At 73.2% G+C, this 26,406-nt stretch carries 24 protein-coding genes; 12 read left to right on the top strand and 12 right to left on the bottom strand.

Going from position 1 to position 26,406, the window contains the following annotated elements:
• Nucleotides 1-179 precede the first annotated feature (179 nt).
• Entirely contained in the window at nt 180-1,400 is a 1,221-nt protein-coding gene (locus tag MTP10_RS40590; RefSeq protein ID WP_310717185.1) for a cytochrome P450, read from the bottom strand.
• A 79-nt stretch (nt 1,401-1,479) separates the two neighbouring features.
• Between MTP10_RS40590 and MTP10_RS40585 the strand changes: the two genes are divergently transcribed.
• Both MTP10_RS40585 and MTP10_RS40580 read left to right on the top strand, forming a co-directional pair.
• Complete coding sequence (locus MTP10_RS40585) at nt 1,480-2,058, top strand: TetR family transcriptional regulator (protein ID WP_310717183.1); 579 nt, start codon at nt 1,480-1,482, stop codon at nt 2,056-2,058.
• Nucleotides 2,059-2,141: 83 nt separating this feature from the next.
• Nucleotides 2,142-3,503, top strand: a complete 1,362-nt coding sequence (locus tag MTP10_RS40580; protein ID WP_310717182.1) for an ankyrin repeat domain-containing protein — start codon at nt 2,142-2,144, stop codon at nt 3,501-3,503.
• A gap of 112 nt (nt 3,504-3,615) precedes the next feature.
• Here MTP10_RS40580 and MTP10_RS40575 read toward each other — a convergent pair whose 3' ends face one another.
• The 3 genes from MTP10_RS40575 to MTP10_RS40565 all read right to left on the bottom strand — a co-directional run bounded on the left by MTP10_RS40575 (nt 3,616) and on the right by MTP10_RS40565 (nt 5,920).
• The gene (locus tag MTP10_RS40575) at nt 3,616-3,957 is read right to left on the bottom strand and encodes a hypothetical protein (protein ID WP_310717180.1); all 342 of its coding nucleotides are present in this window, start codon (nt 3,955-3,957) and stop codon (nt 3,616-3,618) included.
• 63 nt (nt 3,958-4,020) lie between these two features.
• Nucleotides 4,021-5,088, bottom strand: coding sequence for an ATP-dependent DNA ligase (locus MTP10_RS40570; protein WP_397334588.1), 1,068 nt, complete (start codon nt 5,086-5,088; stop codon nt 4,021-4,023).
• A 106-nt stretch (nt 5,089-5,194) separates the two neighbouring features.
• Nucleotides 5,195-5,920, bottom strand: a complete 726-nt coding sequence (locus tag MTP10_RS40565; protein ID WP_310717175.1) for a pyrimidine reductase family protein — start codon at nt 5,918-5,920, stop codon at nt 5,195-5,197.
• A 143-nt stretch (nt 5,921-6,063) separates the two neighbouring features.
• Between MTP10_RS40565 and MTP10_RS40560 the strand changes: the two genes are divergently transcribed.
• Nucleotides 6,064-6,465: a hypothetical protein gene (locus tag MTP10_RS40560; protein ID WP_310717173.1), complete on the top strand. Its 402-nt coding sequence runs from the start codon at nt 6,064-6,066 to the stop codon at nt 6,463-6,465.
• Between the two features lie 10 nt (nt 6,466-6,475).
• Here the strand turns inward: MTP10_RS40560 and glgX are convergent, their stop codons facing one another.
• The 3 genes from glgX to pgeF form a co-directional block, all read right to left on the bottom strand.
• The gene (gene glgX, locus MTP10_RS40555) at nt 6,476-8,599 is read right to left on the bottom strand and encodes a glycogen debranching protein GlgX (RefSeq protein WP_310717171.1); all 2,124 of its coding nucleotides are present in this window, start codon (nt 8,597-8,599) and stop codon (nt 6,476-6,478) included.
• 59 nt (nt 8,600-8,658) lie between these two features.
• Nucleotides 8,659-9,084, bottom strand: coding sequence for an OsmC family protein (locus MTP10_RS40550; protein ID WP_310717168.1), 426 nt, complete (start codon nt 9,082-9,084; stop codon nt 8,659-8,661).
• Between the two features lie 189 nt (nt 9,085-9,273).
• A complete protein-coding gene (gene pgeF, locus MTP10_RS40545) occupies nt 9,274-9,981 on the bottom strand; it encodes a peptidoglycan editing factor PgeF (RefSeq protein WP_310717165.1) in 708 nt (235 codons plus the stop codon).
• A 129-nt stretch (nt 9,982-10,110) separates the two neighbouring features.
• Here pgeF and MTP10_RS40540 point away from each other — a divergent pair, with 129 nt between their 5' ends.
• Together MTP10_RS40540 and MTP10_RS40535 are read left to right on the top strand one after the other, a co-directional pair.
• Nucleotides 10,111-11,550, top strand: a complete 1,440-nt coding sequence (locus tag MTP10_RS40540) for an aldehyde dehydrogenase family protein (RefSeq protein WP_310717163.1) — start codon at nt 10,111-10,113, stop codon at nt 11,548-11,550.
• 18 nt (nt 11,551-11,568) lie between these two features.
• Entirely contained in the window at nt 11,569-12,483 is a 915-nt protein-coding gene (locus MTP10_RS40535; protein ID WP_310717160.1) for a tetratricopeptide repeat protein, read from the top strand.
• 261 nt (nt 12,484-12,744) lie between these two features.
• Here MTP10_RS40535 and ligD read toward each other — a convergent pair whose 3' ends face one another.
• Nucleotides 12,745-13,752, bottom strand: coding sequence for a non-homologous end-joining DNA ligase (gene ligD, locus MTP10_RS40530; RefSeq protein ID WP_310717158.1), 1,008 nt, complete (start codon nt 13,750-13,752; stop codon nt 12,745-12,747).
• Nucleotides 13,753-14,111: 359 nt separating this feature from the next.
• On the opposite strand from ligD, the gene msrB reads away from it, so the two are divergent.
• A complete protein-coding gene (msrB, locus tag MTP10_RS40525) occupies nt 14,112-14,513 on the top strand; it encodes a peptide-methionine (R)-S-oxide reductase MsrB (protein ID WP_310717156.1) in 402 nt (133 codons plus the stop codon).
• Between the two features lie 213 nt (nt 14,514-14,726).
• Here msrB and MTP10_RS40520 read toward each other — a convergent pair whose 3' ends face one another.
• The 3 genes from MTP10_RS40520 to hemG form a co-directional block, all read right to left on the bottom strand.
• On the bottom strand, nt 14,727-16,172 hold the full coding sequence (locus MTP10_RS40520) for a hypothetical protein (protein WP_310717154.1): 1,446 nt from the start codon (nt 16,170-16,172) through the stop codon (nt 14,727-14,729).
• Between the two features lie 98 nt (nt 16,173-16,270).
• On the bottom strand, nt 16,271-16,972 hold the full coding sequence (gene hemQ / locus MTP10_RS40515) for a hydrogen peroxide-dependent heme synthase (RefSeq protein ID WP_310717152.1): 702 nt from the start codon (nt 16,970-16,972) through the stop codon (nt 16,271-16,273).
• A 4-nt stretch (nt 16,973-16,976) separates the two neighbouring features.
• Nucleotides 16,977-18,383 (bottom strand): protoporphyrinogen oxidase, encoded by a 1,407-nt coding sequence (gene hemG / locus MTP10_RS40510; RefSeq protein ID WP_310717150.1) that lies wholly within the window; start codon nt 18,381-18,383, stop codon nt 16,977-16,979.
• Nucleotides 18,384-18,553: 170 nt separating this feature from the next.
• Here hemG and MTP10_RS40505 point away from each other — a divergent pair, with 170 nt between their 5' ends.
• Nucleotides 18,554-19,552: a DUF4349 domain-containing protein gene (locus MTP10_RS40505; RefSeq protein WP_310717148.1), complete on the top strand. Its 999-nt coding sequence runs from the start codon at nt 18,554-18,556 to the stop codon at nt 19,550-19,552.
• A gap of 17 nt (nt 19,553-19,569) precedes the next feature.
• Here MTP10_RS40505 and hemE read toward each other — a convergent pair whose 3' ends face one another.
• Entirely contained in the window at nt 19,570-20,592 is a 1,023-nt protein-coding gene (hemE, locus tag MTP10_RS40500) for a uroporphyrinogen decarboxylase (RefSeq protein ID WP_310717145.1), read from the bottom strand.
• A 588-nt stretch (nt 20,593-21,180) separates the two neighbouring features.
• On the opposite strand from hemE, the gene MTP10_RS40495 reads away from it, so the two are divergent.
• The 5 genes from MTP10_RS40495 to MTP10_RS40475 all read left to right on the top strand — a co-directional run bounded on the left by MTP10_RS40495 (nt 21,181) and on the right by MTP10_RS40475 (nt 26,337).
• Complete coding sequence (locus tag MTP10_RS40495; RefSeq protein ID WP_310717144.1) at nt 21,181-21,777, top strand: DUF3000 domain-containing protein; 597 nt, start codon at nt 21,181-21,183, stop codon at nt 21,775-21,777.
• 45 nt (nt 21,778-21,822) lie between these two features.
• Nucleotides 21,823-23,097 carry a ribonuclease D gene (locus MTP10_RS40490; RefSeq protein ID WP_310717142.1) on the top strand — a complete coding sequence of 425 codons (1,275 nt, stop codon included), beginning with the start codon at nt 21,823-21,825 and terminating at the stop codon, nt 23,095-23,097.
• Between the two features lie 74 nt (nt 23,098-23,171).
• Nucleotides 23,172-24,317: a Gfo/Idh/MocA family oxidoreductase gene (locus MTP10_RS40485; RefSeq protein WP_310717140.1), complete on the top strand. Its 1,146-nt coding sequence runs from the start codon at nt 23,172-23,174 to the stop codon at nt 24,315-24,317.
• Nucleotides 24,314-25,477 carry a dihydrodipicolinate synthase family protein gene (locus tag MTP10_RS40480; RefSeq protein WP_310717137.1) on the top strand — a complete coding sequence of 388 codons (1,164 nt, stop codon included), beginning with the start codon at nt 24,314-24,316 and terminating at the stop codon, nt 25,475-25,477. Before MTP10_RS40485 ends, MTP10_RS40480 begins: the two co-directional genes overlap by 4 nt.
• Nucleotides 25,474-26,337 (top strand): sugar phosphate isomerase/epimerase, encoded by an 864-nt coding sequence (locus tag MTP10_RS40475; RefSeq protein ID WP_310717135.1) that lies wholly within the window; start codon nt 25,474-25,476, stop codon nt 26,335-26,337. Before MTP10_RS40480 ends, MTP10_RS40475 begins: the two co-directional genes overlap by 4 nt.
• The last annotated feature ends 69 nt before the right edge of the window (nt 26,338-26,406 follow it).

Here is a 26,406-nt window from a genome sequence, read left to right as displayed (position 1 = left end):
CGGGGGCCGGCCTTCCACGGAGGCCACGCGCAGTTGCTCCACGACGGCCTCGCGCTCCGCGTCGGACGCGCGGACCTCGCCAGGGTCAGTCATATGACGCAACATATCGCGTTTCCGCGCCCGGTTCCTCCTCCCGCGGGAGGAAGAACAGTCCTCGCCCTGCTCATTTCGGAGCACTCTCACCAGGCGACCGGAAGCCGCCACACCCCGTAGACCATCGCGCTCTCGCGCAGCGGGACCTCCTCCTCCGTGACCGCCAGGCGCAGCGTGGGGAGGCGCTCGAACAGCGCGCGGTAGCCGATGCGCATCTCGATGCGGGCGAGCTGCTGCCCCAGGCACTGGTGGACGCCGTGCCCGAAGGCCAGGTGGTGCCTCGCCTCGGCCCGGTCGAGCCGCAGGACGCCCGGGTCGGCGAAGCGCCCCGGGTCACGGTTGACCGCGGGCAGCCCGATGACCACGGTCTCGCCCGCGCGGACGAGCGTGCCGCCCAGCTCGACGTCCTCCAGGGCGGCGCGGTTGGGCGCGCCCAGATGGACGACGCTGAGGTGGCGCAGCAGCTCCTCGACCGCGCCGTCGGTGAGCGTGGGGTCGCCGCGGAAGACGTCGAGCTGCCCGGGGTGCCGCAGGAGGGCGTAGACGCCCAGGGCGAGCATGTTGGCGGTGGTCTCGTGTCCGGCGACCAGAAGCAGCAGGGCGATGTTGGTCAGCTCCTCGTCGCTCAGGTCACTGCCGGCGATCAGCCCACCGAGCAGGTCGTCGGCCGGGTGGGCGCGCTTGTGCCGCACCAGCTCGCCCAGGTAGCCGGCCAGGTCGCCCATCGCGGTCAGGGCCCGCGCCGCGCTGTTGTCCATGTCCACGATCACGGTGGTCAGGTCCTCGAAGAAGGCGTGGTCGCGGTAGGGGACGCCGAGCAGTTCGCAGATCACCAGGGAGGGGACGGGGAGCGCGAACGCCCGTACGAGGTCGGCGGGCGGCCCGGCCGCGGCCATGGCCTCCAGCCGGTCGGCGACGATCTGGGCGATGCGCGGTTCGAGGTCCCTCATCCGGCGGACGGTGAACTGGCCGACGAGCAGGCGCCGGTACCTGGTGTGCTCGGGCGCGTCCATGGCGGGGAACCAGCCGGGCGCGGCAGGCGCGTCGTGGCCGCCGGGGCGGACGTTCGGGCGGGGCAGCGGCGAGTGCCGGAGCTCCGGCCGGGCGGTGAAGCGCGGGTCCGACAGGACCGCCCTGGCGAGGTCGTAGCCGGTGACCAGCCATCCGACGTGCCCGTCGGGGAAGGCCAGGCGGACCGGCGCACGGCGGTCGCGGTACCGCTCCAGCTCGGGGGGCGGCGCGAACGGGCATCCGGGGTCACGCCGGGTGGGCAGGGTCACCGGCGTCTCGGCGTTCTGGTCGCTCATCGGATCGGCTCCTGACAATCTGAAGGTTTACTATCTTTTGAGAGTACACCATCAGTTTCTGGTACGGCAGAATGAGCGCATGGGGAACGGCGGGCTACGCGAGCGCAAGAAGGCCAGGACCAGGGAGACGATCCTGCGCGAGGCGTTCAGGCTCTTCCGGGAGCGCGGCTACCACGCCACCACCACCGAGCAGATCGCCGAGGCCGCCGAGGTCTCCCCCGCCACCTTCTTCCGCTATTTCCCGGCAAAGGAGGACCTGGTCGCACTCGACCGGTTTCCTCCGCTCGTCGAGGCGCTGGCCGCGCAGCCGCCGGGCGCGCCGGTCACCGTGCTGCGTGGCGCGTTCCGCACGGCGTTCGCCTCCCTGACCGCCGAGGAGATCGCGGCGGGGCACGCACGGGAGGTGTTCGCGGCGACCGTCCCGGAGCTGGTGGCGGCCAACCTGCGCAAGGCGTCCGGCTTCCTGCGGGAGGTCGGGGAGCTGCTGGCCGGCAGGACGGGCCACGACGCTGACGATCCGCGCCTGCGCAACGCCATGGGGGCGGTCTTCGGCGTCGTGACCCTGGTCTGGCTGCAGTGGGCGCGCGACCCGTCCATGGACGGGCCCGCCGAGCTCGACGAGGCGCTGGCGCATCTGGAGTCGGGCCTGCGCATGTGAGGGCACCGGCCGGGGGCGCGCGTCCCGGCCGGTGGCGGCAGGGATGGCCGGGGTGGGGGCTGAGCTGGGCTAGTGTCCCTTGCATGCATGAGGAGAAGCTCTACCGGGCCGCGTTGAACGGCGAGTCGGAGACCGTGAGCGAGCTGCTCGCCGGGGGCGCCGACCCCAACCGGCCGAGCGAAGGAGAGGACGAGGGCCTGCCGCTGTGCGCGGCCGCCGCCTGGGACCGGGTCGAGGCCGCCCAGACGCTGCTGGCCGCCGGAGCCGACGTCAACGGCCGGGAGGGCGGCGGCTGGACGGCGCTGCTGTGGGCGGCGGCCAACGGCCACGCCGACACGGCTGGGCTACTGCTGGAGGCCGGGGCCGAGGTCGACGCCGCCAACGACGACGGTGACACGCCCCTCACGCTGGCCGCCCGGCGGGGCGCGCTCGGCGTGGTGCAGGTGCTGCTGAGCGGCGGGGCCGACCCGCAGAAGTCCGACGGCGACGGCGACACCCCGCTCGACGTGGCGGCCGACTGGGTGGGCGTGCACCTGGAGAGCGCGCTGCTCGACCAGATCGGGCAGGACGACTGGGAGTACGTGGTGGCCCGGCAGTTCGCCAAGGACGGCACCGAGCTGGTGACCGTGGCGGGCCGCTCCGCCGACGGCTCGGAGACCGAGCAGGTCCAGGCGCAGCGGGGGCACGCGGCCATCGTCACGCTGCTGGAGGACGCCACCGGGGCGCACACCCCGGTCGACCGGCTGGTGGCGCGGGCGCTGGCGCACCGCGACACGGACGAGGACGCCGAGACCTGGTGGATCGTGGCCGACTCGCTGGCGCGGCGGGGCGACGACGAGACGTACGAGGCGCTGGCCAGGCTGTGCGCCAGTGAGGACGCCCGGGAGCGGGAGTTCGGCGTGGACGCCATCGCCCAGTTCGGCGTGACCGAGGACGGCAAGCCGTACCTGGAGCGGACGCTGCCGCTGCTCCAGCGGATGGCCACCACCGAGAGCAACCCGCAGGTGCTGCGGTCGGTGCTGTCGGCGCTCGGCCACCAGGGTGACCCGCGCGCGCTGCCGCAGGTGCTCGGCATCATCGGCAGGGAGGGACACCAGCGGACGATGACGGACGCGATCGCGCTGGCCGACGTGCTGCCGCCCGACCACGCCGAGGGGCTGGCCGTGCTGATCTCGATGACCGGCGACGCCGACGACGAGGTGCGCGACTGGGCCACCTCGGGGCTGGCCGGGCTGGCCGCCGACACGCCGGAGATCCGCGAGGCGCTGGCCGCCCGCCTGGACGACACGGACCTGCGCACGGTCGCCGAGGCCACGCGCGGCCTGGCCGAGCGCGGGGACGCCCGGGGGGCACGGGGCGTCGAGCGGGTGCTGGCCGAGAGCGACGACGACTACGCCCGCGACCTCGTCACGGAGGCCCGCGCCAAGCTGACCCCCGACTCCTGACACCGGGGACCGTGTTTCAGGGCCGGGCGTCAGGGGCGCCCCGCCCCGAAGCCCGGCCCTGAAGATCGGCCCTGAAGATCGGCCCTGAAGGACGGCCCTGGGGTCCGGCGCGTCAGGGGCGGCGTTCGGTGGCGAAGATGCCGTTGACCGCGACGATGGCGAACCAGATCACCGGGATGACCCACCCCGAGACGTTCCCGACGCTCAGCGCGATCGTCGCCACCGTGCCCAGGGCCAGCGAGACGATCGCCAGCGCGAGCCGCTGCCCGTCGGCCGCCCTGGACCGCTTGGCCAGGTCCTTGGCCTTCGGGACGGCGGCGAGGCGCTCGTCCACCCGCCGGTCGACCTCCTGGCCCATCTTGTCGAGGAACGACTCGATGAGCGCGTCCTCGTAGTCGGGGCCGAGGTCGCGGCGGGCGGACACGGCGGCTCGGAGCTCATCACCGGTGCTCATGTGTCGAGATATAGCGTGTCCTGACCGCCGCGGCAAGGCACAGCACGAGCACGGATGGGTTGCTCAGCGGGCCAGGATGTCGTCCAGGTTGTACGAGACCGGCCGCTCCAGCTGCTCGTACGTGCAGGACTCCGGGGTGCGGTCGGGCCGCAGGCGGCGCCAGTGGGCGGTGTGCCGGAACCGGTCGCCCTCCATCTGGTCGTAGGCCACCTCGATGACCAGCTCCGGCCGGAGCGGGATGAACGACAGGTCCTTCTTCGCGCTCCACCGTGAGATCGCGCCGGGCACCCGCTGCCCGCCCGTCGCCGGTCCGGCGGCCGGCCGGCCGGCACCGGCCACCGCCTGCTCGGCCCAGTGGCCCCAGGGGTGCTCGCCGAGGTCGGCGACGTACGGCTGGAGCTCCTCCACCAGCTCGGCCCGGCGCGCCATCGGGAACGAGGCCGCCACGCCCACGTGGTGCAGCCGCCCGTCGGGCCCGTAGAGGCCGAGCAGCAGCGAGCCGACGATCGGGCCGGTCTTGTGCTCGCGGTAGCCGGCCACCACCACGTCGGCGGTGCGCTCGTGCTTGACCTTGAACATGGTGCGCTTGTCCGGGACGTACGGCTGGTCGCCGGGCTTGACGATGATGCCGTCGAGCCCCGCGCCCTCGAACATCTCGAACCACTCCCCCGCCTGCCCGTCGTCGCGCGTGACGGGCGTGAGCCGCACCGAGTGGCCGGCCTTGCCGAAGATGCCCTCCAGGCGGGCGCGGCGCTCGGAGAAGGGCAGGTCCAGGTACGACTCGTCGCCGAGCGCCAGCAGGTCGAAGGCGACGAACGCGGCCGGCGTCTCCTCCGACAGCATCTTGACCCGCGAGGCGGCCGGGTGGATGCGCTGCTGGAGGGCGTCGAAGTCGAGCTGGGAGCCGCGCGGCAGCACGATCTCGCCGTCGACCACGACCCGCTCGGGCAACTCGGCCTTGACGGCCTCGACCAGCTCGGGGAAGTAGCGGGTGAACGGCCGCTCGTTGCGGCTGCCGAGGTAGACCTCGTCGCCGTCGCGGAAGACGATGCAGCGGAAGCCGTCCCACTTGGGCTCGTAGAGCAGGGTGCCGTCCTGCTTGGGCATGGCCTTGACGGGCTTGGCCAGCATGGGCGCCACGGGCGGGCGGACCGGCAGGTTGGGCACTGGCTCCGGCTCGGCCTCGACCTCGGGCCCCGCAGCCCGTACAGGCTCGGCGGATGTCGGGTCGATGGGGTCAGACATGGTTCGGCTCCCTCGTGTACCGGCAGAAGAGGACGCCGTCCTCCTCCAGCACCTGGCTGAGGCCGAGGCCGACGTGCGCCGCCTCGCCGTTCAGGATGCGCGCCGCGCCCCCGCCGAGCAGCAGCGGGCTGATCGTCAGGCACAGCTCGTCGAGCAGCCCGGCCGCGGCGAGCTGGGCGTTGAGCCGCGGCCCGCCCTCGCACAGCACCCGGGTCAGCCCCCGCTCGTGCAGCCCCCGCACCGCCGCCGCCAGGTCGACCACCTCGTCCCCGGCGACCACCACGTCGGCGACGGCCTTGGCGGCGGCCAGGCGGTCGGCCGGCGCGGAGGCGCAGGTGACGACGATCGTGGGGACGATCGCCTCGGCGAACAGCGGGCCGTCGAAGTCGAGGTCGAGGCTGCGGCTGACCACCGCGACGGGCGGCGTCTCGGGCCGCCCCTCGCGCAGTGCCCGCCACGACTCGCGCGGCCGGGCGGGGCCGTAGCCCTCGGCGCGCACGGTGGCGGCGCCGGCGACGACCACGTCGGCGAGCCCCCGCAGCACGCCGAAGATCCGCCGGTCGGCCTTGCTCGACAGCCCGCCCGACAGGCCGTTCACCCAGGCGGCGCCGTCCGCGCTGGCGACCATGTTGACGCGCAGCCACGGCCGGCCGGCCGGATAGGCGTACGCCTGCTCGATGGGTGGTTCGTCCTGTATGTCCGGGTAGATGCGACGCACTCCTCTACCTTGGCACACGCCTCCGACAACCCGCCGTGACGGCGGCCTTTGCCCGGAGACACAGCACTTTGCGGTAACCAATGGCATACATGGAGTGATGCGCCTAACGTGTCGTCAGGGATCGGTGACCGAAGGAGGCCCGGGTGGGGCTGGCCACAGCCGTGACGTGGACGTGCACCGCGATCGTGGGCATCTATCTGCTCTACCTGTGGCTCTCGGGCGGCGGCCTCAGGCAGCAGGCCACCAAGGTGACCCGCTTCCCGGTGACGTTGATCTTCTCCCATCCCGTGCTCGCCACGGCTGCGCTGGCCTGCTGGGTGGCCCACCTGGTGACGGGCGTCAGGGCGCTGGCGTGGACGGCGTTCGGGGTGCTGGCCGTGGCGGCGCTGCTGGGCTTCACCATGTTCACCCGCTGGCTCGGCGGGGGGCGGCACGCCCGGGGCGCCGAGCGCCGCTTCCCCGTGCTGGCCGTGGCGCTGCACGGCCTCGGCGGCGTGGTCACGTTCGCGCTCGCGCTCGCCGCCGCGGCCCTCACCGGCCGATGACCCGCGGGCGTCAGGACCCGCGCGGCTGGCGCAGCACCTGGATGGAGCGGGAGGTGACGGCCACCAGCGCGCCCGGCTGCCACCGCTCGTCCGGGAACGGCTCGTCCTGGCGGGTGTCGTGGCTGGTGTCGAGCACCGGCAGCCAGACCGGGCCGAACTCCTCGCCCGGCAGCGTGAACGTCATGTCCTCGTGGTGGGCGTTGATGAGCAGCAGGAACGAGTCGTCCACGATGCGCTCGCCGCGCGTCCCCGGCTCGGTGATGGCCTCGCCGTTGAGATAGACCCCCAGCGACTTGGCGTAGCCGGTGTGCCAGTCGCCGGCGGTCATCTCCGCTCCGCCAGGGGTGAGCCACACCAGGTCCCGCCGGCCGTTCTCGGGGTGGCGGCCGTGGAAGAAGCGGCGCCGCTGGAAGACCGGGTGCTCACGCCGCAGCCGCGACAGCGTCCGGACGAACTCCAGCAGGTCGTCCTCGGTGTGCAGGAGCGACCAGTCGATCCAGGCGATCTCGTTGTCCTGGCAGTAGGCGTTGTTGTTGCCGCGCTGGGTGCGGCCCAGCTCGTCGCCGTGGGACAGCATCGGCACGCCCTGCGACAGGAACAGCGTGGTCAGGAAGTTGCGCCGCTGGCGGTGGCGGAGCCGGACGATCTCCGGGTCCTCGACCGGGCCCTCGGCGCCGGAGTTCCAGGAGCGGTTGTCGTCGGTGCCGTCCCGGTTGTCCTCGCCGTTGGCGAGGTTGTGCTTGCGGTCGTACGAGACGAGGTCGGCGAGCGTGAACCCGTCGTGGCAGGTGACGAAGTTGATGGAGGCCACGGGCCGGCGCCCGGAGGTGGCGTACAGGTCGGCCGAGCCGGTCAGCCGCGAGGCGAACTCGGGCAGCGCCGAGTGCGTTCCCCGCCAGAAGTCGCGCACGATGTCGCGGTACTTGCCGTTCCACTCGGTCCACAGGGGCGGGAAGTTGCCGACCTGGTAGCCGCCGGGCCCGACATCCCACGGCTCGGCGATGAGCTTGACCTGCGAGATCACCGGGTCCTGCTGGATGAGGTCGAAGAAGGCGCTCAGCCGGTCGACGTCGTGCAGCTCCCGGGCCAGCGCCGAGGCCAGGTCGAACCGGAAGCCGTCGACGTGCATCTCCAGCACCCAGTAGCGCAGGGAGTCCATGATCAGCTGGAGCGCGTGCGGCGAGCGGACGTTGAGGGAGTTGCCGCAGCCGGTGTAGTCGAGGTAGTAGCGGCGGTCGCCGTCGTGCAGCCGGTAGTAGGCGGAGTTGTCGATGCCGCGGAAGCCGAGCGTCGGCCCCATGTGGTCGCCCTCGGCGGTGTGGTTGTAGACCACGTCGAGGATCACCTCGATGCCCGCCTCGTGCAGCGCCCGCACCATGGCCTTGAACTCCAGCACCTGCTCGCCGCGCGTGCCGGCGCTGGAGTAGCCGCCGTGGGGGGCGAGATAGGCCATCGTGTTGTAGCCCCAGTAGTTGGTCAGCCCCCGGGCCACGAGGAAGTGCTCGGGCATGAAGTGGTGGACCGGCATCAGCTCGACCGCCGTCACCCCGAGCGACAGCAGGTGGTCGATGATCGCGGGGTGTCCCACGCCCGCGTAGGTGCCGCGCAGCGCCTCGGGAACCGCCGGGTGCCGCATGGTCAGGCCGCGCACGTGCGCCTCGTAGATCACCGTCTGGTGGTACGGGGTGTGCGGCGACCGGTCGTTGCCCCAGTCGAAGAACGGGTTGACCACCACGTTCTTCGGCATGTACGGCGCGCTGTCGGCCAGGTTGAGCCGTGCCGGGTCGGTGAACTCGTACGAGAACAACGACTCGTTCCACGTCAGGTCGCCGTCGATGGCCTTGGCGTAGGGGTCGAGCAGCAGCTTGGCGGGGTTGCACCGGTGGCCGCGGGAGGGCTCGTAGGGCCCGTGCACGCGGTAGCCGTAGCGCTGTCCCGGCACGATGCCGGGAAAGTAGGCATGCCAGACGAACCCGTCGACCTCCGGCAGGTCGACGCGTTCCTCGGAACCGTCATCGTGGAAGAGGCTGAGCTCGACCCGCTCGGCCACCTCGGAGAACACCGAGAATCCGGTGCCCACACCATCCCAGGTGGCGCCGAGTGGATACGGCTCGCCCGGCCAGACATCTCGCATGTGACTCAAGTGTCCCACGCGATCGCGATCACACCAGAGCGATCGCGATCACGATCTCGCTAGAGGAGCTGAGCGTTCAGCGTGATCGTCGTGCCGGCCAGCGCCTTGCTCACCGGGCAGTTGGCCTTGGCGGTCTCGGCGGCCTCCTGGAACTGCTCGGCCGTGATGCCCGGCACCTGGCCCTGCACGGTGAGGACGATGCCGGTGATGCCCTCGCCCGGCTGGAAGGTCACGTCGGCGCTGGTGCGCAGCGACTCGGGCGGCGTGCCGGCGCCGGCCAGGCCGTGGGAGAGCGCCATCGAGAAGCACGAGGAGTGGGCCGCGGCGATGAGCTCCTCGGGCGAGGTCTTGCCGTTGGCCGCCTCGGCGCGTGACGCCCAGGAGACCTCGAACGTGCCGACGCCGGACGTGTCGAGCGACACGGTGCCCGAGCCGTCGAGCAGGGCGCCCTTCCACTGCGTGGTGGCGGTGCGGGTGGTGGCCATGACGGTTCCTCCCTCTGGTCGGTTGGACTTCGACCCTACCGTGAGCCCGGACACCCTCGTCCGGCCGCTGCCCGGACCGGACCTGGGCCTGCGCGCGCGAAGCCCGGGCGGACCGGGGGCCGGCCTGCGCGCGAAGCCCCGGAGGACCGGGGCCGGCCTGCGCGCGCGACCGCTGCCGGACGATGACGGCTAGGCCAGCCAGACGAGGCCGGCGAAGCGCCCGCCGGGCTGCTCCCTGCGGTGCGAGTAGAGCTCCGCGGACTCGATCGTGCAGCGCGCGTCGTGGCGCACGTCCGCGACGCCCGCCGCGCGGAGCTGGGCCTCGATGCCGGCGCGCAGGTCGAGGGCGGGAGTGTCCCAGGAGGTCGTGGACCAGGTCTCCGGCACCCGGGCGGCGACGCGCTCGCGCAGCTCGGCGGGCACCTCGTAGCACCGGCCGCACGCGCCCGGCCCGACGAGCGCCGCCATCCGCTCCGGCGACGCGCCCTTGGCGGCCATGGCCTCGACCAGCGCCGCGGCCACGCCCAGCTCGGTGCCGGGGCGGCCGGAGTGGGCGGCGCCCACCATCCGCGCCACGGGGTCGCCCACGAGCACCGCCGGGCAGTCGGCGCCGAGTGCGGCCAGGGCGAGGCGCGGCTCGGTGGTGAAGACGCCGTCCAGCGGGGGCGGGTCGTCGCCGAACGGCTCGCTCACGTACGCGACGTCGGCGCCGTGGACCTGGCGCATGAACACCACGGCCCGCACGCCCAGCTCGGCGGCGACCCCGTCGCGGTTGGCGCGGACGGCCGCGGGGTCGTCCCCCACCAGTCCGCCGAGGTTGCGGGACCCGTACGGCGGCGCGCTGACACCCCCGTGACGGTCGGTGACGGCGACGTGGACACCCGGGGCCAGCTCCATGCCCCTGATCCTAGGGGGAGCCGGGCCCGCTCCCGGGACGCCGGGCACCCACCGGCTCTAGCTGGATCTCACTGGATCTCGCCGGCTCTCGCTGGATCTCGCATGTCAAGCAAGCATATGCTTGGTGGCGTGACCGACTATCGCAACCTGATCGGCGGCCGGCTGGTCCCGGCGGCCGGCGGCCGGACCATGGACTCCGTCAACCCCGCCACCGGGGAGGTGTGGGCCCGCGTCCCCGCGAGCGGCCCGCAGGACGCCGAGGCGGCCGTCGAGGCGGCGGGGAAGGCGTTCCCCCGCTGGTCGGCCCTGCCCGCCCTGGCCCGCGCGCACGTCCTGCGCCAGGTAAGCGCCGTCTTCACCGAGCACGCCGACGAGCTGGCCCGGCTGGAGACCCGCGACAACGGCCGGATCCTGCGCGACACCCTCACCAAGGACCTGCCCGGCATGGCGCACCTGTGGCAGCTCGCCGCCGGCCAGTGCCTGGACGCCGTCAGGGGCGACACCGTCATCCTGGGCCCCGACGCGCTCGGGATGACCCGGCGGGAGCCGTACGGCGTGGCCCTGTGCGTCATCCCGTGGAACTCCCCCATCTCGACCTTCTCCGCCAAGGCCGCCTACGCCCTGGCGGCGGGCAACACGGTGATCGTCAAGCCCGCCGAGCAGGCGAGCGTGTCGGTGCTGCGGCTGGGCGAGCTGCTGGCCGAGGTGCTCCCGCCCGGCGTTCTCAACATCGTCAGCGGCGTGGGCGAGGAGGCCGGCGACGCCCTCGTACGGCACCGCGGCGTGCACAAGATCAGCCTGACCGGCTCGACGGAGACGGCCCGCGTCATCACCAGGGCCTCGGCGGACACGCTCAAGCCGATGACGTTCGAGCTGGGCGGCAAGTCGCCGAACATCGTCTTCCCCGACGCCGACCTCGACGCCGCCGCCCTGGGCCTCACGGTGAACTCCGTCTACACGGGCAACGCGGGACAGGTCTGCGTGGCCGGCTCCCGGATGCTGATCCACCGGTCGGTCTGGGACGAGATGCTGGAGCGGATGGAGCGCATCGCCGCCGGGCTGGTGCTCGACGACCCGCTCGACCTGGACACCACGATGGGGCCGATCGTGTCGCGCGGGCAGTACGAGCGGGTCACGTCGTACCTGGACCTGGCCGAGAAGGAGGGCGCCGAGCTGGTCTTCGGCGGCCGGCGGGGCGCCGAGGTGGTGCCGCGCCTGCCCGGCGGCTACTGGGTGTCGCCCACGCTGTACACGACGAGCGACAACGGGCTGCGCGTCTGCCAGGAGGAGATCTTCGGGCCGGTCGCGGTGGCGATCCCGTTCGAGACGGACGAGGAGGCGCTGCGGATCGCCAACGACTCCCCGTACGGGCTGGCGGCCGGCGTCTGGACGCGTGACCTGGGACGGGCGCACCGGTTCGTGCGGGACCTGCGGACCGGGACCGTATGGGTGAACACCTTCCGGCAGATGCCGCCGGGGCTCCCGTTCGGCGGCGTGAAGGACAGCGGCTACGGGCACGACGGCGTCCTGGAGTACACCCGGGAAAAGGCTGCCGTCATTCAGATCTAGTCGGATAGATTCCCGGCCATGAGCGAGGGGATCATCAGCGAGGAGATCGGCGACGAACCCGCCGGCGCGTCCGCCCTGCCGGCGCTGTCCGAGGAGGCCGCGCAGTCGCGGGCGTCCGTGCTCCGCAGCCGGGCCGAGTCGTACGTGGCGCTGTCACGCTACGACGCGGCCATCGCGGACCTGACCGAGGCGATCGCCCTGGCACCGGACAGCGCCCGCGCGTGGCGGCTGCGGGGTGAGAGCCACCGGCTGATCGAGCGGTACGACGCGGCGCTGTCGGACTTCGACCAGTCGCTGCGTCTGGAGCCCGACAGCGCGTACGCCCTGGGCTCGCGCGGCCAGGTGTACGCGGCGCTGGGCCGGCTGGAGGAGGCGCTGACCGACTTCGACCACGCGCTGACGCTGACGCCCGAGTCGTTCTGGGTCCTGGAGGGCAAGGCGGACGCCCTGGCCGACCTGGGCCGGCTGGACGAGGCGCTGGACGTGCACGCCGGCATCATCGCGCTCAACGAGGGCCAGGCGTACCCGTGGCTGGCCAGGGCGGAGCTCTACCAGCGGGTCAACCTGTACGCCGAGGCCATCGACGACTACACCCGGGCCCTAGGGGTGGACCCCGGCTACGTGCGGGCGCTCAGCAGGCGCGGCGAGGCGTACCGCATGATCGACCGTTACGACGAGGCCCTGGCCGACCTGAACCGCGCGATCGAGCTGGACCCGGACAACGACCGGGCGCTGGGCAGCCGGGGCGCGGTGCTGAGCGAGCTGGGCGACGACGAGGCGGCCGTGCGCGACCTCGACCGGGCCATCGAGCTGGACCCGGAGTACGTCTGGGCGTACCGGGTGCGCGGCGAGGTCCTCCAGGACCTGGACCGCCACGAGGAGGCGGTCGCGGACTTCACCCGGGCGCTGCGGCTGGAGTTCGGCGACTCCTGAACCACCGGGTGGAAGAATCCTCCCCCAAGCGGACAAGGATTGCCCTCCTCGGTAGAAGTTCTTTCAACCCAGGCGAACCTCCGTAACCCCTGACTCCGGGTTACGTTCCAGGCACGTGCCCGCACTCCGGGCACGGCGGAAAGGCCGCACGGCCGGTGGATGCCGAACGCCCCGGTGATCGGAGGGGGCCGGCCGTGCGGGACGGCGAGCGTGAAGCTCCTCCTCAGGCGCCGCCCTGCGGGACGGCGAGCGCGCAGTTCCTCAGGCGTCGCCGTCCGGACGGGCCTTGCTGGGCTGCACGCGCCGCGGCTCGCCGGGCATCTTCGGATAGTTCGGCGGATAGGGCATGTCGCCCCTGCCGTCCGCCGCGTACCGCTCCAGGAGAGGCTCGATGGAGTACGCCCGGTCGTCGATGGCCGCGTGCACGTCGCCCACCTTGGCGAAGCGGGCCGGCATCGTGCGGATGTCGAAGTCGGCCGGGTCGGCGTCCTCCAGCTCCTCCCAGGTGAGCGGCGCCGAGACGGGCCCGGTGGGCTTGGCCCGCACCGAGTAGGCGCTGACCACCGTGCGGTCCCGGGCGTTCTGGTTGAAGTCCACGAACACCCGCTCGCCCCGCTCCTCCTTCCACCACGCGGTGGTCACCAGATCGGGGGCGCGCTCCTCCACGGCCCGCGCGAGGGCGATGCCCGCGTGCCGGACCTCGACGAAGTCCCAGCGCGGCTCGATGCGGACCGCGACGTGCGCGCCGCGGTTGCCCGAGGTCTTCACGAACCCCGTCATGCCGAGGTCGGCGAGCACCTCACGGGTCAGGAACGCGGCCCGGCGCGCCGCGTCGAACCCGAGCCCCGGCTGCGGGTCGAGGTCGATGCGCAGCTCGTCCGGGTGCTCCACGTCGGCCGCGCGCACCTGCCACGGGTGGAAGTCGACCGTGCCGAGGTTGGCGCAGTACGCGACGGCGGCGACCTCGGTGACCCGCAGCGAGTCGGCCTTGCGCCCGCTGGGGAAGGTGACCGTCACGGTCTCCAGCCAGTCGGGGTGCTTGGGCGGCATGCGCTTCTGGTAGATCGCCTCGGTGTGGATGCCGTCGGGGTGGCGCTTGAGGTTGGTCGGGCGGTCCCGCAGCGCCCGCAGCACGCCGTCGCCGACGCTCACGTAGTACTCGACCAGCTCACGCTTGGTGACGCCGATCTCCGGAAAGTACACCTTGTCGGGGTTCGTGACCTTGACGGTCCGCTCCCCCACCTCGAGCTCTATGAACGGCGATGCCATGCCCTCGAACCTACCCCGGACGACCGACAATCCCGGGAACCCCGGGGCGGGCCCCGGGTGGGCGGGTCCGTCCCGGAGCGCGCCTCGGTGGCGGTACCGAGGGCTCGACGGGACGGACCTGAAGACCACCCGCCTGCGCGGCTCGCACGGGCGCTGGCGCGCCACCCGGACGACCCGCGGACCGCCCCCGCGCGGCGCCAGCACGGGCGTGGGCTGTGCCGCTCGGGCGATCCGGCGAGTGATCCCACCCTGAGCAGGAGGCGATGACGCCTCCTTGCCTACAAAGACGCGAATTTCCCCCAGAAGGGATGCTTCCCCCGACGGAGATCTCTTTTTGCCACATCTCGTACGCTGGATACATGGACAAGGTGGTCAAGAGCGATGCCGAGTGGCGGGTCGAGCTCTCCCCGGAGGAGTTCCACGTGCTCCGCGAGGCCGGCACCGAGCGGCCGTTCACCGGGGAGTACGTCGACACCAAGACCGAGGGCGTGTACTCCTGCCGCGCGTGCGGCGCCGAGCTGTTCCGGTCCGACACGAAGTTCGAGTCCCACTGCGGGTGGCCGAGCTTCTTCGAGCCGTCGGAGTCGGACGCGGTGCGGCTGATCGAGGACCGCACCCTCGGCATGGTCCGCACCGAGGTGCGCTGCGCCCGCTGCGACTCGCATCTCGGCCACGTCTTCCACGGCGAGGGCTATCCCACGCCGACCGACGACCGCTACTGCATCAACTCCGTCTCGCTGCGGCTCCTCCCCAAGGAGTGAACGGGCGGCGACAGCGCGTACCGGCCGGTCGCCACGGGTAGGAGCGGCGGGTGAGCCTTGTGCATCTCCGTCACCGGTGGGTGACGGTCGAGGCGATCGGCCGGGTCATCACGCAGCGCTGCCGGCTGTGCCGGAAGACCCGCGTCCGCGTCCGCTAGTCCCGCGCGTCCGGTTTCCGGCATGTCCCGGGCCGGGCCGAGCCCCGGGCCCTGGTCATCCGGGGTCCGGGTGCGTGACGCGGCAGCTCGTGTCGGCGGGGCCGAGGATGTTGGCGAGCACGGGGTTCCCGTTCTCGCCGAACCTCGCCTGGACGAACACCACGGGGTGCGCGGCGCCGTCCCGGCGGAGGTACTCCAGGCCGCGCCGGCAGAGGGTGAGGGCGTCGGCGGAGTTGGCCGCCGACTCCGGCAGATCCGTGTAGATACGCAGATATCCACCGATGGTGCGGACATCCCTGACATGGCGCATCGCGCCGTCACCGGAGCCCCAGCGGGCGCGGAAGTACTCGACCGCGGTGAGCTCGGCGTCCCGGGACGTTCCTGCTGCTGCGGTCGCCCCGGCGGCTCCGGTGGCGCCCCTCGCCCCGGTTCCGGTCCCGCTGTCACCCGGGCGCCCGACCGGCGCCCCCGAACCACCGCTCGGCCGGGGCGCGGACCGGTGCGTGGGCAGGAGCGTGGGCTGGGGCGCGGGGTTGGTCGTGGACCGGGGCGTGGAGTCAGTCGCCGGATCGGTCGTGGACCGGGGCATGGAGTCGGCCGGCGCGTGAGCCGGATCGGCCGGGGGGTGAGCCGGATCGGCCGGGGGGTGGGCCGGCGGTCGTACGGCGCCGGGAGTGACGCCCTCGGCGCGTACCTCGGTACGGGTCACGCCGGCCTCCCCGACCCCCTTGTAGCTCCCGCCGGCCTCTGCGGACGTACCAGCCGATCTCCCGGACTCACCCGATCCCCCCGATCCCCCTGGACCGGCCGTTCCGGCCGCGGAGAACATCCCGCCGACGGGACCGCCACCGAGCAGCGCCACTCCGCCCGCCAGCACCACCGAGCCGGCCGACACCCACACGAGCCACGCCTTGTGCGCCGCGCTCCGCCGCATCCACGACTCGGGCACCCGCGCGTGCCGCCGCTCCGGCCGCCCTCCCCGGTCGGCCGCGTGCCCACCGCGGGCCGCGTGCCCGTCACGGCCGGAGGTCCAATCGTCGCCGGCGTGCATCCCGCGTCCTCGGGGCCCCAGCTCGGCGATCCTCCTGCAGATGCGGTCGGCGATCCGCCGGGAGGCCCGGCCCGCGGCACGCCGGGAGAGCCGGCCCGCGACGCGCCCGCCGACGCGGCCCGTGCCCGGCCGCCCGTGTCGCCCCGCCGCACCGTCCGGCCCCGGCACGTCTCCGTGCGGCCCCTCCTGCGCACCACCGCGCGGGACGTCGGGCGCGCCACCGTCCGGGGCACCGTCCGGGGCACCGTGCGCGACGCCGTCCGGGCCGCCGTAAGGCGCGGCCGTACGGGCGGCTGACCCCTCCCAGCCCAGGGTGAGGTGCTCCCAGGCGCGGGCCACCGCCTCGTCGTCCCCGTACGGGAAATCCTCCGGCATGAGCCCGTACGGGAAGTCCTCCCACGGACCGTCACCGTACGGATGCCTTCCGTGCCTGCCCGAGTCCGCGGTCACGATGGTCCCCCCTGGAACGTGACAACCCGCCGTCACCACCGAGTGTGACAAAGCAGGTAGATCAATGCGGAGGGATCGCGGACTTCCCGTTGACCGTTCTACGGCAGGGCGGCGACCAGCTCGGTCACCGGCTTGCGGGCGCCGGTGTAGAACGGGATCTCCAGACGGGTGTGCCGGCGGGCCTGCGCGCCGCGCAGCTCGCGCATGAGGTCGACGATCCGGTGCAGCTCGTCGGCCTCGAAGGCGAGCATCCACTCGTAGTCGTTGAGCGAGAAGCAGGCGACCGTGTTGGCCCGGACATCGGGGTACTCGCGGGCCATGCGCCCGTGCTCGGCCAGCATGGCGCGCCGCTCGGAGTCCTCCAGGAGGTACCACTCCAGGGAGCGGACGAACGGGTAGACGCTCACGTACGCCCGCGGCTCCTCCTCGGCGAGGAACGCCGGGATGTGCGACTTGTTGAACTCGGCCGGCCGGTGCAGCGCCATGGCCGACCAGACGGGCTCGCTGTGGCGGCCCAGGGCCGTGCGGCGGAAGCGGGAGTAGACGTCCTGCAGGTCGTCGGAGGTGGGCGCGTGCCACCAGAACATGTAGTCGGCGTCGGCGCGGAACCCGGCCACGTCGTACAGGCCGCGGGTGACCACGTCCTTGAGCGCCGCCTGCTCCAGCAGCTCGCCGACCTCCGCGCCGAGACTCTCGCGGTCGGCGGGCAGCGGTCCGGTCGCCCGGAAGACGGACCACATCGTGTAGCGGATCACCTGGTTGAGATCGCGGGCCTTGAGCCGCGGTGCGCCCTCTGTCATGCCCCTATTCTCCCCGCAGCGACAGGTGGTCCAGAATCCGGGCGGCGGCCGTGCGCGCCGTGGCGACACAGGCGGGGACGCCCAGCCCGTCGTAGGCGGCCCCGCACACGGCGAGCCCCGGCAGCACGGCGACGGCGGCGCGCACCCGGGCCACGCGGTCGAGGTGGCCCACGTTGTACTGCGGCAGGGAGCCGCCCCAGCGGGTGACGCGGGTGTCGATCGGCAGCCCGCGCACGCCCATGACGCCGGCCATCTCCGCCATCGCGAGGGCCACCAGCTCGGTGTCGTCGCGCTGGAGCAGGTGCTCCTCGCCGACCCGGCCGATGGAGCAGCGCAGCCGCACGAGGCCGTCGCCGGCCAGGTGGGGCCACTTGACGGAGCTGAACGTGACGGCCTTGACCGGCCTGCCCTCGACGGGCGGCACGAGGTAGCCGCTCTCGCCGGGCGGCTCGGGGAACGCGTCGGCGGCGTAGGCGAGCGTGACGATGGCCATGCTGGCGTACTCGATGCGCGCCAGCTCGGCCGACGCCTTGGGCGCCTCGCCCTTGAGCAGCCGGGCGGCGGAGGGAGCGGGCGTGGCGACGATCACGGCGTCGGCCTCGATCACCTCGGGCCTGGGCACGGGGCCGGTCACCAGCCGCCACCCCTCGGCGGTGCGGTGCAGCTCGCGCACGGTCACCCCGGTGCGGATCTCGGCCTCCGACGCCTTGGCGACCGCCTCGGGCAGGCTGCCGAGGCTGCCGCGCAGCGTGGCGAACACCGGTCCGCCGGCGCTGGGCGCCTCGTGCAGGATCTGCCGGGCGGCGCTCAACAGCGAACGCTCGGAGCGGGCGGCGGCGGCCACGCGGGGCATCGTGGCCTCCAGCGACAGCCGGTCGGAGCGGCCCGCGTAGACGCCGCCGAGCAGCGGCTCGATGAGCCGTTCGAGCACCTCGCCGCCCATGCGGGCGCGGATGTAGGCGGCGACGGACACGTCGGTGCGGACGAGGGTGGGCGGCAGGATCTGGTCCATCGGCACCCGCAGCAGCCCGCCGGGCGAGACGATGCCTGACTTGGCCAGCTCGGTGAGGTCGGCGGGCACGCCCATGACCTGCCCCTTGGGCATCTGGCGCAGCGAGCCCCTGCTGAGGATGGCCGACCGCGCGGAGCTGGGACTGACCAGGTCGTCGCCGAGACCGACCGCCTTGGCCAGCTCCGTGCCCTCGGGCCGCCTGGCCAGCACGGCCTCGGCTCCTGCGTCGACTCTGACCCCGGCGACCTCGGAGGCGTGCAGCTTGCCGCCGATGCGCGGGCCGCCTTCGAGGACCGTCACCCTGATCCGATCGCCGCCCGCCTGGCGGAGGTGCCACGCCGCGGCCAGACCAGAGATCCCGCCCCCGACGACGACCACGTGCGCCCTTTTCCCTTCCACGCCTCCAGACGCTACCGTCTCCGCGGCCCGCCCGGCCGCCCGGGGCGCGGTCCCGCGCGGGGCCGGCACGGCGTTCCGGGTCGCGGGCGCTCCGGCCGCCGACATCCGCACGTGACCGTACCGTGACGGATCCGATCAAACCCCTCCAGGTCCTGGTCCGTCGTAAGGGCATGAGGAGATTCCAGTACGGCACGGCGCTGTCGGCCGCCTGCGCGGCCCTGCTCTTAGGGGGCCTGACGGGATGCGGCGGCGGGGCGGAGGTGCAATCCGCCTCCCGCGGCGAGTCGGCGCAGGCGGGAGCGCCCGCCCTGGCGCCTCAGGACTCCGCGGGCGCCAAGGCGCGGCGTCAGCCCTCGGCCCAGGACGCCGCGGGCAGGACCGCCGGGAAGAACATCGCCTCCGACGTCACGGTCACCGCCCAGGACCGGCAGGTCATCTACGTCGGCAGGATGACGGTACGGGCCAAGGAGGTCACGGCGGCGGCCCAGAAGGCCAAGCAGATCGTCGGCGGCGCGGGCGGCTACCTGTCGAAGGAGCAGTCCAGCTCCTCCGACGGGGGCGAGGGCTCGGCCGAGCTGGAGTTCAAGATCCCGCCGGCTCGGTACGCCGACGTGCTCGCGAGCATGGGCAGGGACCTGGGCGAGCAGATCTCGCTCAACCAGGGCACCGAGGACGTCACCGCGCAGGTGGCCGACGTCAACAGCCGGATCAAGTCGGCCCAGCAGGCGCTCGACTCGCTGCGCACGCTGCTGAAGAAGGCCGACACCATCGGCAACGTGCTGGAGGTGGAGCGGGAGATCTCCACCCGCGAGGCGGACCTGGAGTCGTTGCAGGCCCAGCAGAAGGAGCTCGCGGGACAGGTCAGCATGGCCACGCTCACGCTGACCGTGGTCGGGCCGGTCACGGTCGTGACGCCGCCGTCGGAGGAGCCCGCCGGGTTCCTCGGCGGGCTGGCCAAGGGGTGGTCGGGGCTGGTGGCGTTCGTGAAGGTGGCGCTGACCGTGGTGGGCGTGTTGCTGCCCTGGATGCTCATCCTGGCGCCGGTGGCCGCGCTGATCGTGTGGCTGACGCGCCGGAACGCGCGCCGGCGGCCCGCCCCGCCGGCCAGGACCGTGCCACCGGCCGGAGCCGGCGAACCGCCCCAGCCCCCGGCGCCCGCCCAGTCATGACCGGCGAGCCGGCCGGGTCAGGCCTCGTGGACCAGGTCGGTGAGGCGCTTGAGCTGGTCGGGGTCGGTGGAGGGCAGCACGCCGTGCCCGAGGTTGAACACGTGGCCCTCCGCCTGCCGTCCCTCCCGCAGCACCTCGCGGGCCTTGCGCTCGACCGCCTCCCACGGGGCCAGCAGGATGGCCGGGTCGAGGTTGCCCTGCAGCGCCTTGCCGGGGCCCACCCGGCGGGCGGCCTCGTCGAGCGGCACCCGCCAGTCGACGCCCACCACGTCGGCGCCCGCCTCGCCGAGCAGCCCCAGCAGCTCGCCGGTGCCGACGCCGAAGTGGATGCGCGGCACGCCGAGGTCGGCCAGGCCCTCGAAGATGCGGCGCGTGTGGGGCAGCACGTACTCGCGGTAGTCGGCGGGGGCGACCGCGCCCACCCAGGAGTCGAAGAGCTGGACGGCCGAGGCGCCCGCCTCGACCTGGAGGCGCAGGTGGGCCAGGACGATGCCGGCCAGGCGGTCCATCAGCGCGTGCCACAGGCGCGGCGCGCCGTACATCATGGCCTTGGTGTGATCGTGGTTGCGGGACGGGCCGCCCTCGATGAGGTAGGCGCCGAGCGTGAACGGCGCGCCGGCGAAGCCGATGAGCGGCGTGCCGCCGAGCTCGCCGGTCAGCGCCCGGATCGCCTCGGTGACGTAGGGGACGTCGTCGGGCTCCAGCGGGCGCAGCACGTCGAGGTCGGCCTCCTCGCGGATCGGCTGGGCGACGACCGGCCCGACGCCGGGCTTGATGTCGAGATCGACGCCGATGGCCTTGAGCGGCACGACGATGTCGCTGAAGAAGACGGCCGCGTCGACGCCGTAGCGGCGGACCGGCTGCATGGTGATCTCGACGGCGAGGTCCGGCGTGGCGCACGCCTGGAGCATCGGCACGCCCTCGCGCACCTTGAGGTACTCGGGCAGTGCCCGGCCGGCCTGCCGCATGAACCAGACGGGGGTGTGCGGGACGGGCTGACGGCGGCAGGCGCGCAGGAACGCTGAGTCGGCGAGATTCACCCTCCCAGGGTGCCATGACCTCCCGCCGGTCCCCTCATCGGCGCCGCATCGGCACGAGGTGTCGGAAAAGTATGCATTGAACACCCCAAATCATGATCGAATAGTCGGATGGAGGTTTACCGGCCGACCCGGCCCTCGGCGCTCACGCGGGTCGAACACACCCCATGGGCGACCAGAAAGCCGGTCTTGACTGGACCAAATGTTCGCCAAGCGACCGCGCGGCACCGATTCAGCATCCACTTTCGGGACACGCCGAGCGCGTTGCGGGGAATTGTCGGTGAGGCGTGCCAACGTCGGAGCCACGATCCGAAGAAAGGCCCCGTTGCGATGACAGGTGCGACGACAGGCGCCGCCGCAGGCGCCGCGCTCAGTGCCGTGCCCCGGCCTGTGACCGCTCCCGCGACCCGTACCGCGGCTCCTTGCGGGACTCGTTCCCGGACTCCTGGCACGACTCATGACGGGACTCGTGACGGGTGCCGTGCCGTGCCGTTCGCGTCCGCCCGCCAGCGGGTTGCGGCAGCGGGTTGAGCAGGCACGATGAGCACCCCCGTGGTCCCCTTCCCCGAGGCTGCGGCCTACGCTGCGACCATGACCTCGAGTGACCGGCCGCCGGCTCCCCCGGCGTTCAGGCGCGCGGCCGAGAGCCTGCGCCCGGCCGAGGTCAGGCCGGAGATCGAGCTGGAGGACCTGCCCGCGCCGCAGCGGCTGGCCCCCTACTCCGCCGCCGTGGGCGCGTCGGTCTACCGTGACGACGACGAGCTGGCCGTGGGCCGGCTGATCCTGCTCTACGACCCCGACGGCCAGCGCGGCTGGGACGGCCCGTTCCGGCTGGTGGCGTACGTGCGCGCCGACATGGAGCCGGAGATCACCTCCGACCCGCTGCTCGGCCCGGTCGCCTGGAGCTGGCTGACGGAGGCTCTGGACGCCCACCACGCCGACTACTCGGCGGCCGGCGGTACCGTGACAAGAGCGGTGTCCGAGGGCTTCGGCAACAAGGCCGATGATCCGGTCACCACCGAGCTGGAGCTGCGGGCGTCCTGGTCCCCCGCCCAGGAAGACCTGTCCGGTCACGTGGCCGCCTGGTGCGACCTCATGTGCGTGGCCGCGGGGATCCCGCCGCTGCCGCCCGATGTGGCGTCCCTGCCCCGCAGGCGCGAAGATCCGGAGAGTGACCGTACGAAGTGAGGGCACCAGTCGAGACGTCATCCGCGTCATGAGAGCGGTGAACTCATGACAGAAGAAAGAACCGTGCAGGGCGGCACCGTGGCCGACGGCGCGGAGCCGGGCGAGCGCCCGGTCGTGCCGCTGCTGGAGCCCCGCGAGGGCATCCCGCCGGTCGTCGCGGACGCGGCCACGCTGGCCGGGGTGGTCGACGCGTTCGCGCGCGGCAGCGGCCCGGTCGCCGTCGACGCCGAGCGCGCCTCGGGTTACCGCTACGGCAACCGCGCCTACCTGGTGCAGGCGCGCCGGGCCGGCGCGGGCACCGCGCTGATCGACCCGATCGCCTGTCCCGACCTGTCGGGCCTGGACGCGGCGGTGGCGGACGCCGAGGTCGTGCTGCACGCCGCCTCGCAGGACCTGCCGTGCCTGCTGGAGGTCGGGTTCCGGCCGCGCGCGCTGTTCGACACCGAGCTGGCCGGCCGGCTGCTCGGCTACGAGCGCGTGGGGCTGGGCACGATGGTGGAGACCGTGCTCGGGCTGCGGCTGGAGAAGGGTCACTCGGCCGCCGACTGGTCCACCAGGCCGCTGCCGGAAGACTGGCTGCGCTACGCCGCCCTCGACGTGGAGGTGCTGGTCGAGCTGCGCGACGTGCTGCACGCCGAGCTGGAGGAGGCGGGCAAGCTGGAGTGGGCGCGCGAGGAGTTCGCCGCCGTGCTCGGCACGCCGCCCGCCGTCCCCCGGTCGGATCCGTGGCGGCGTACGTCCGGCATCCACAAGGTGCGCAACGTGCGCGCGCTGGCGATCGTGCGCGAGCTGTGGCTGATGCGCGACCGGATCGCCCGCGAGAACGACCTGGCGCCCGGCCGGGTCCTGCCCGACTCGGCGATCGTGGCCGCCGCCCTCGACGTGCCCCGCACGAAGAAGGCGCTGACCGAGATCGCGCCGTTCACCGGGCGCAGCGCCCGCCGCTACATGAGCGAGTGGCTGAGCGCGGTCAGCCGGGCGCGCGCGCTGCCCGACGTGCAGCTGCCGCAGCCGAGCACGCCCGGCGACGGCCCGCCGCCCGCCAACCGCTGGCCCGACCGCGACCCGGCCGCCGCCAAGCGGCTGGCCGCGGCCCGTGCCGTGATCGCGGCGCTGGCCGACGAGCACCGCATGCCGACGGAGAACCTCCTGCAGCCCGACGCCGTGCGCAGGCTCACCTGGGAGCCGCCGAAGCAGATCACCGACGAGACCGTGGCCGAGCGGCTGCGCGAGCTCGGCGCCCGCGACTGGCAGCTCGCCCTCACCGCCCACCCGCTGGCCAGGTCCCTGGCCAGGCTGGAGACCAAGGGCGAGCTCTAGGCACGACCGGCACTTGACGCCTCCGGCGGCTCGGCCTTACCGTTCGGGAAAGCGCTTTCCGTGAAAGGATCCCCATGAGCGTGCGCACCATCGGCGTCGTGATGAACGGCGTCACCGGACGAATGGGATATCGCCAGCACCTGGTCCGATCCGTCCTGGCCATCAACGAGCAGGGCGGCGTCACGCTCTCCGACGGCAGCCGGGTCAAGCTGCGCCCCGTCCTGGTCGGCCGCAACGCCGCCAAGCTGGCCGAGCTCGCCGACCGCCACGGCATCCCCGACTACACGACCGAGCTGGACGCCGCGCTGGCCGACGACGACAACCTCGTCTACTTCGACGCCCAGGTCACCTCCGCCCGGGTGAAGGCCGTGCTGAAGGCGATCGAGGCGGGCAAGCACATCTACGCCGAGAAGCCCACGGCCGAGTCGGTCGAGGAGGCCGTGGCGCTGGCCGAGGCGGCGACGGCGCGGGGCGTGAAGAACGGCGTCGTGCAGGACAAGCTGTTCCTGCCGGGCCTGCTGAAGCTGAAGCGGCTGATCGACAGCGGGTTCTTCGGCCGGATCCTCTCGGTGCGCGGGGAGTTCGGCTACTGGGTGTTCGAGGGCGACTGGCAGGAGGCGCAGCGCCCGTCGTGGAACTACCGGGCCGAGGACGGCGGCGGCATCGTGCTCGACATGTTCCCGCACTGGCACTACGTCATGGAGAACCTGTTCGGCCGGGTCCGCTCGGTCTACGCGCAGGCCGTGACGCACGTGCCGCGGCGGGTGGACGAGCAGGGGCACGCCTACCAGGCCACGGCCGACGACGCCGCGTACGGCGTGTTCGAGCTGGAGGGCGGGGTCATCGCGCAGATCAACTCCTCCTGGACCGTGCGCGTGAACCGCGACGAGCTGGTGGAGTTCCAGGTGGACGGCACGGAGGGCAGCGCAGTCGCCGGCCTGCGCAACTGCCGCGTCCAGCACCGCGCCGCCACGCCCAAGCCCGTGTGGAACCCCGACCTGCCCGTCACCGCGCGCTTCCGCGACGGCTGGCAGGAGGTCCCGGACAACGCCGAGTTCGACAACGGCTTCAAGATCCAGTGGGAGCTGTTCGTCCGGCATGTCCTGGAGGACGCGCCGTTCCCGTACGACTTCGCCGCCGGCGCCCGCGGCGTGCAGCTCGCCGAGCTAGGCCTGCGCTCGTCGGCCGAGGGCCGCAGGATCGAGGTGCCGGAGCTGTGAGGATCGACCTGCCCGGCGGCGCGTACGAGCTGCGCGAGCCGGTGACGTGGCCGCGGCCGGACGGCCCGGCGGTCAGCCGCGTCGTGTACGCGGCGGCGCACGTGGTGGCCGACCCGCTCGGCGACAACACGCCCGGCTCCCCCGCGGCCGTGGACTGGGACGCCACGCTGCGCTTCCGCCGCCACCTGTGGTCGCACGGGCTGCGCGTGGCCGACGCGATGGACACCGCGCAGCGCAACATGGGCCTCGACTGGGCCGCCACGAGGGAGCTCATCCGGCGCAGCGCCGACGAGGCGCGCGCGTTCGGCGACCCGGCCGAGCTGGTGGCCTGCGGCGCCGGCACGGACCACGCCCCCGGCGCGGACGACCTGAAGGCGATCACCGCCGCGTACACCGAGCAGATCGAGACCGTGCAGGCGGCCGGCGCCGGCGTGATCGTCATGGCCTCGCGCCAGCTCGCGCGGGTGGCGGCCGGCCCGGAGGACTACCACCAGGTGTACGGCGAGCTGCTCGGCCTGGCCGACCGGCCGGTGGTGCTGCACTGGCTCGGCGAGATGTTCGACCCGCAGCTGGCCGGCTACTGGGGCTCGCGCGACGTGGCGGCGGCCACCGAGGCGTTCCTGGAGCTGATCCACGCCCACGCGCCGAAGGTGGACGGCGTGAAGGTGTCGCTGCTGGACGAGGAGCACGAGATCGGCCTGCGGGCCGCGCTGCCCGAGGGCGTCCGGCTCTACACCGGCGACGACTTCAACTACCCGTCGCTGATCAGGAGCGGCTCGCACGCGCTGCTCGGCATCTTCGACGCGATCGCGCCCGCCGCGGCGGCGGCCCTGCAGGCGCTCGACGCCGCTGAGGCCGCCTCCGACGACGCCGGCCGTGACCGGATGCTCGCCCGTTACGACGAGATCCTGGCGCCGACGGTGGCGCTGTCGCGCAAGATCTTCGAGACGCCGACGTACAACTACAAGACCGGCATCGTCTTCCTGGCCTGGCTGAACGGCCACCAGGACGCGTTCGCCATGGTCAACGGCGCCCAGTCGGCCCGCTCGCTGGTCCACCTGTCGGAGGTGTTCCGCCTGGCCGACCGGGCCGGACTGCTGGCCGACCAGGAGCTGGCGGTCCGCCGCATGCAGGCGCTGCTGGCGGTGAACGGCCTGTGAGTCTCTCCCTCAACCAGTGGACCACCAGGCGCTGGACGGTGGCCGAGGCCGTCGACGGCTGCGTGCGGCACGGCCTGGAGGCCATCGGCCTGTGGCGGCAGGAGGTCGCCCAGCAGGGCCTGGCCGAGTCGGCCAAGCTGGTGCGCGAGGCGGGCCTGCGGGTGTCGTCACTGTGCCGGGGCGGCTTCCTCACGGCGGGCGGGCCCGGCGAGGACGGCCGCCGGGCGTTCGCGGCGGCGCTGGAGGACAACCGGCGGGCCGTCGACGAGGCCGCCGAGCTGGGCGCGGCCTGCCTGGTGATGGTGGTCGGCGGGCTGCCGGGCGTGGTCCCGGGCGAGCCGCTGTCGGGCGCCGTGTCGAAGGATCTCGCCGTCGCTCGGGAGCGGGTGGCCGAGGGCCTGGCCGTGCTCGCGCCGTACGCCGGTGAGCGGGGCGTGAAGCTGGCGCTGGAGCCGCTGCACCCGGTCTACTGCGCGGACCGGGCGGTCATCTCCACCCTGGAGCAGGCGGTGGACCTCAGCCTGCCGTATCCGGTGGAGCAGGTCGGGGTGGTGGTCGACACCTTCCACGTGTGGTGGGACCCGCGGCTGTTCGAGCAGATCGCCCGCGCCGGCGAGCGGATCGCCTCCTACCAGGTGTGCGACTTCCTGCACCCGCTGCCCGCCGACGTGCTGCTGGGGCGCGGCATGATGGGCGACGGAGTGATCGACTTCGCGCCGATCACCCGGGCCGTGCTGGCGGCCGGCTACACCGGCGACGTGGAGGTCGAGATCTTCAACGCCGACGTGTGGGCCGCCGATCCGGACGAGGTGCTGGCCACCATGAAGGCCCGCTACGCCGAGGTGGTCGTGCCCTCCTGACCGCCCCGTTCTCCGGGCGCCGTCCCGCGGGGACGGCGCCCGCGTCTGTGACGGGGGTCACCGCGAAAG

The sequence above is a fragment of the Nonomuraea sp. 3-1Str genome (genome assembly GCF_031570565.1).
Lineage (GTDB): Bacteria > Actinomycetota > Actinomycetes > Streptosporangiales > Streptosporangiaceae > Nonomuraea.
This window is presented reverse-complemented; position numbering and strand designations above follow the sequence as displayed.

Coding starts and splice junctions, on each gene's coding strand:
- MTP10_RS40585 (WP_310717183.1), top strand. CDS start 1,480: ATGGGGAACGGCGGGCTACGCGAGCGCAAGAAGGCCAGGACCAGGGAG.
- MTP10_RS40485 (WP_310717140.1), top strand. CDS start 23,172: ATGAGCGTGCGCACCATCGGCGTCGTGATGAACGGCGTCACCGGACGA.
- MTP10_RS40590 (WP_310717185.1), bottom strand. CDS start 1,400: ATGAGCGACCAGAACGCCGAGACGCCGGTGACCCTGCCCACCCGGCGT.
- MTP10_RS40570 (WP_397334588.1), bottom strand. CDS start 5,088: ATGCTGGCCAAGCCCGTCAAGGCCATGCCCAAGCAGGACGGCACCCTG.
- MTP10_RS40550 (WP_310717168.1), bottom strand. CDS start 9,084: ATGGCCACCACCCGCACCGCCACCACGCAGTGGAAGGGCGCCCTGCTC.
- MTP10_RS40575 (WP_310717180.1), bottom strand. CDS start 3,957: ATGAGCACCGGTGATGAGCTCCGAGCCGCCGTGTCCGCCCGCCGCGAC.
- msrB (WP_310717156.1), top strand. CDS start 14,112: ATGGACAAGGTGGTCAAGAGCGATGCCGAGTGGCGGGTCGAGCTCTCC.
- hemQ (WP_310717152.1), bottom strand. CDS start 16,972: ATGACAGAGGGCGCACCGCGGCTCAAGGCCCGCGATCTCAACCAGGTG.
- ligD (WP_310717158.1), bottom strand. CDS start 13,752: ATGGCATCGCCGTTCATAGAGCTCGAGGTGGGGGAGCGGACCGTCAAG.
- MTP10_RS40535 (WP_310717160.1), top strand. CDS start 11,569: ATGAGCGAGGGGATCATCAGCGAGGAGATCGGCGACGAACCCGCCGGC.
- MTP10_RS40505 (WP_310717148.1), top strand. CDS start 18,554: ATGAGGAGATTCCAGTACGGCACGGCGCTGTCGGCCGCCTGCGCGGCC.
- MTP10_RS40580 (WP_310717182.1), top strand. CDS start 2,142: ATGCATGAGGAGAAGCTCTACCGGGCCGCGTTGAACGGCGAGTCGGAG.
- pgeF (WP_310717165.1), bottom strand. CDS start 9,981: ATGGAGCTGGCCCCGGGTGTCCACGTCGCCGTCACCGACCGTCACGGG.
- glgX (WP_310717171.1), bottom strand. CDS start 8,599: ATGCGAGATGTCTGGCCGGGCGAGCCGTATCCACTCGGCGCCACCTGG.
- MTP10_RS40490 (WP_310717142.1), top strand. CDS start 21,823: ATGACAGAAGAAAGAACCGTGCAGGGCGGCACCGTGGCCGACGGCGCG.
- MTP10_RS40495 (WP_310717144.1), top strand. CDS start 21,181: ATGACCTCGAGTGACCGGCCGCCGGCTCCCCCGGCGTTCAGGCGCGCG.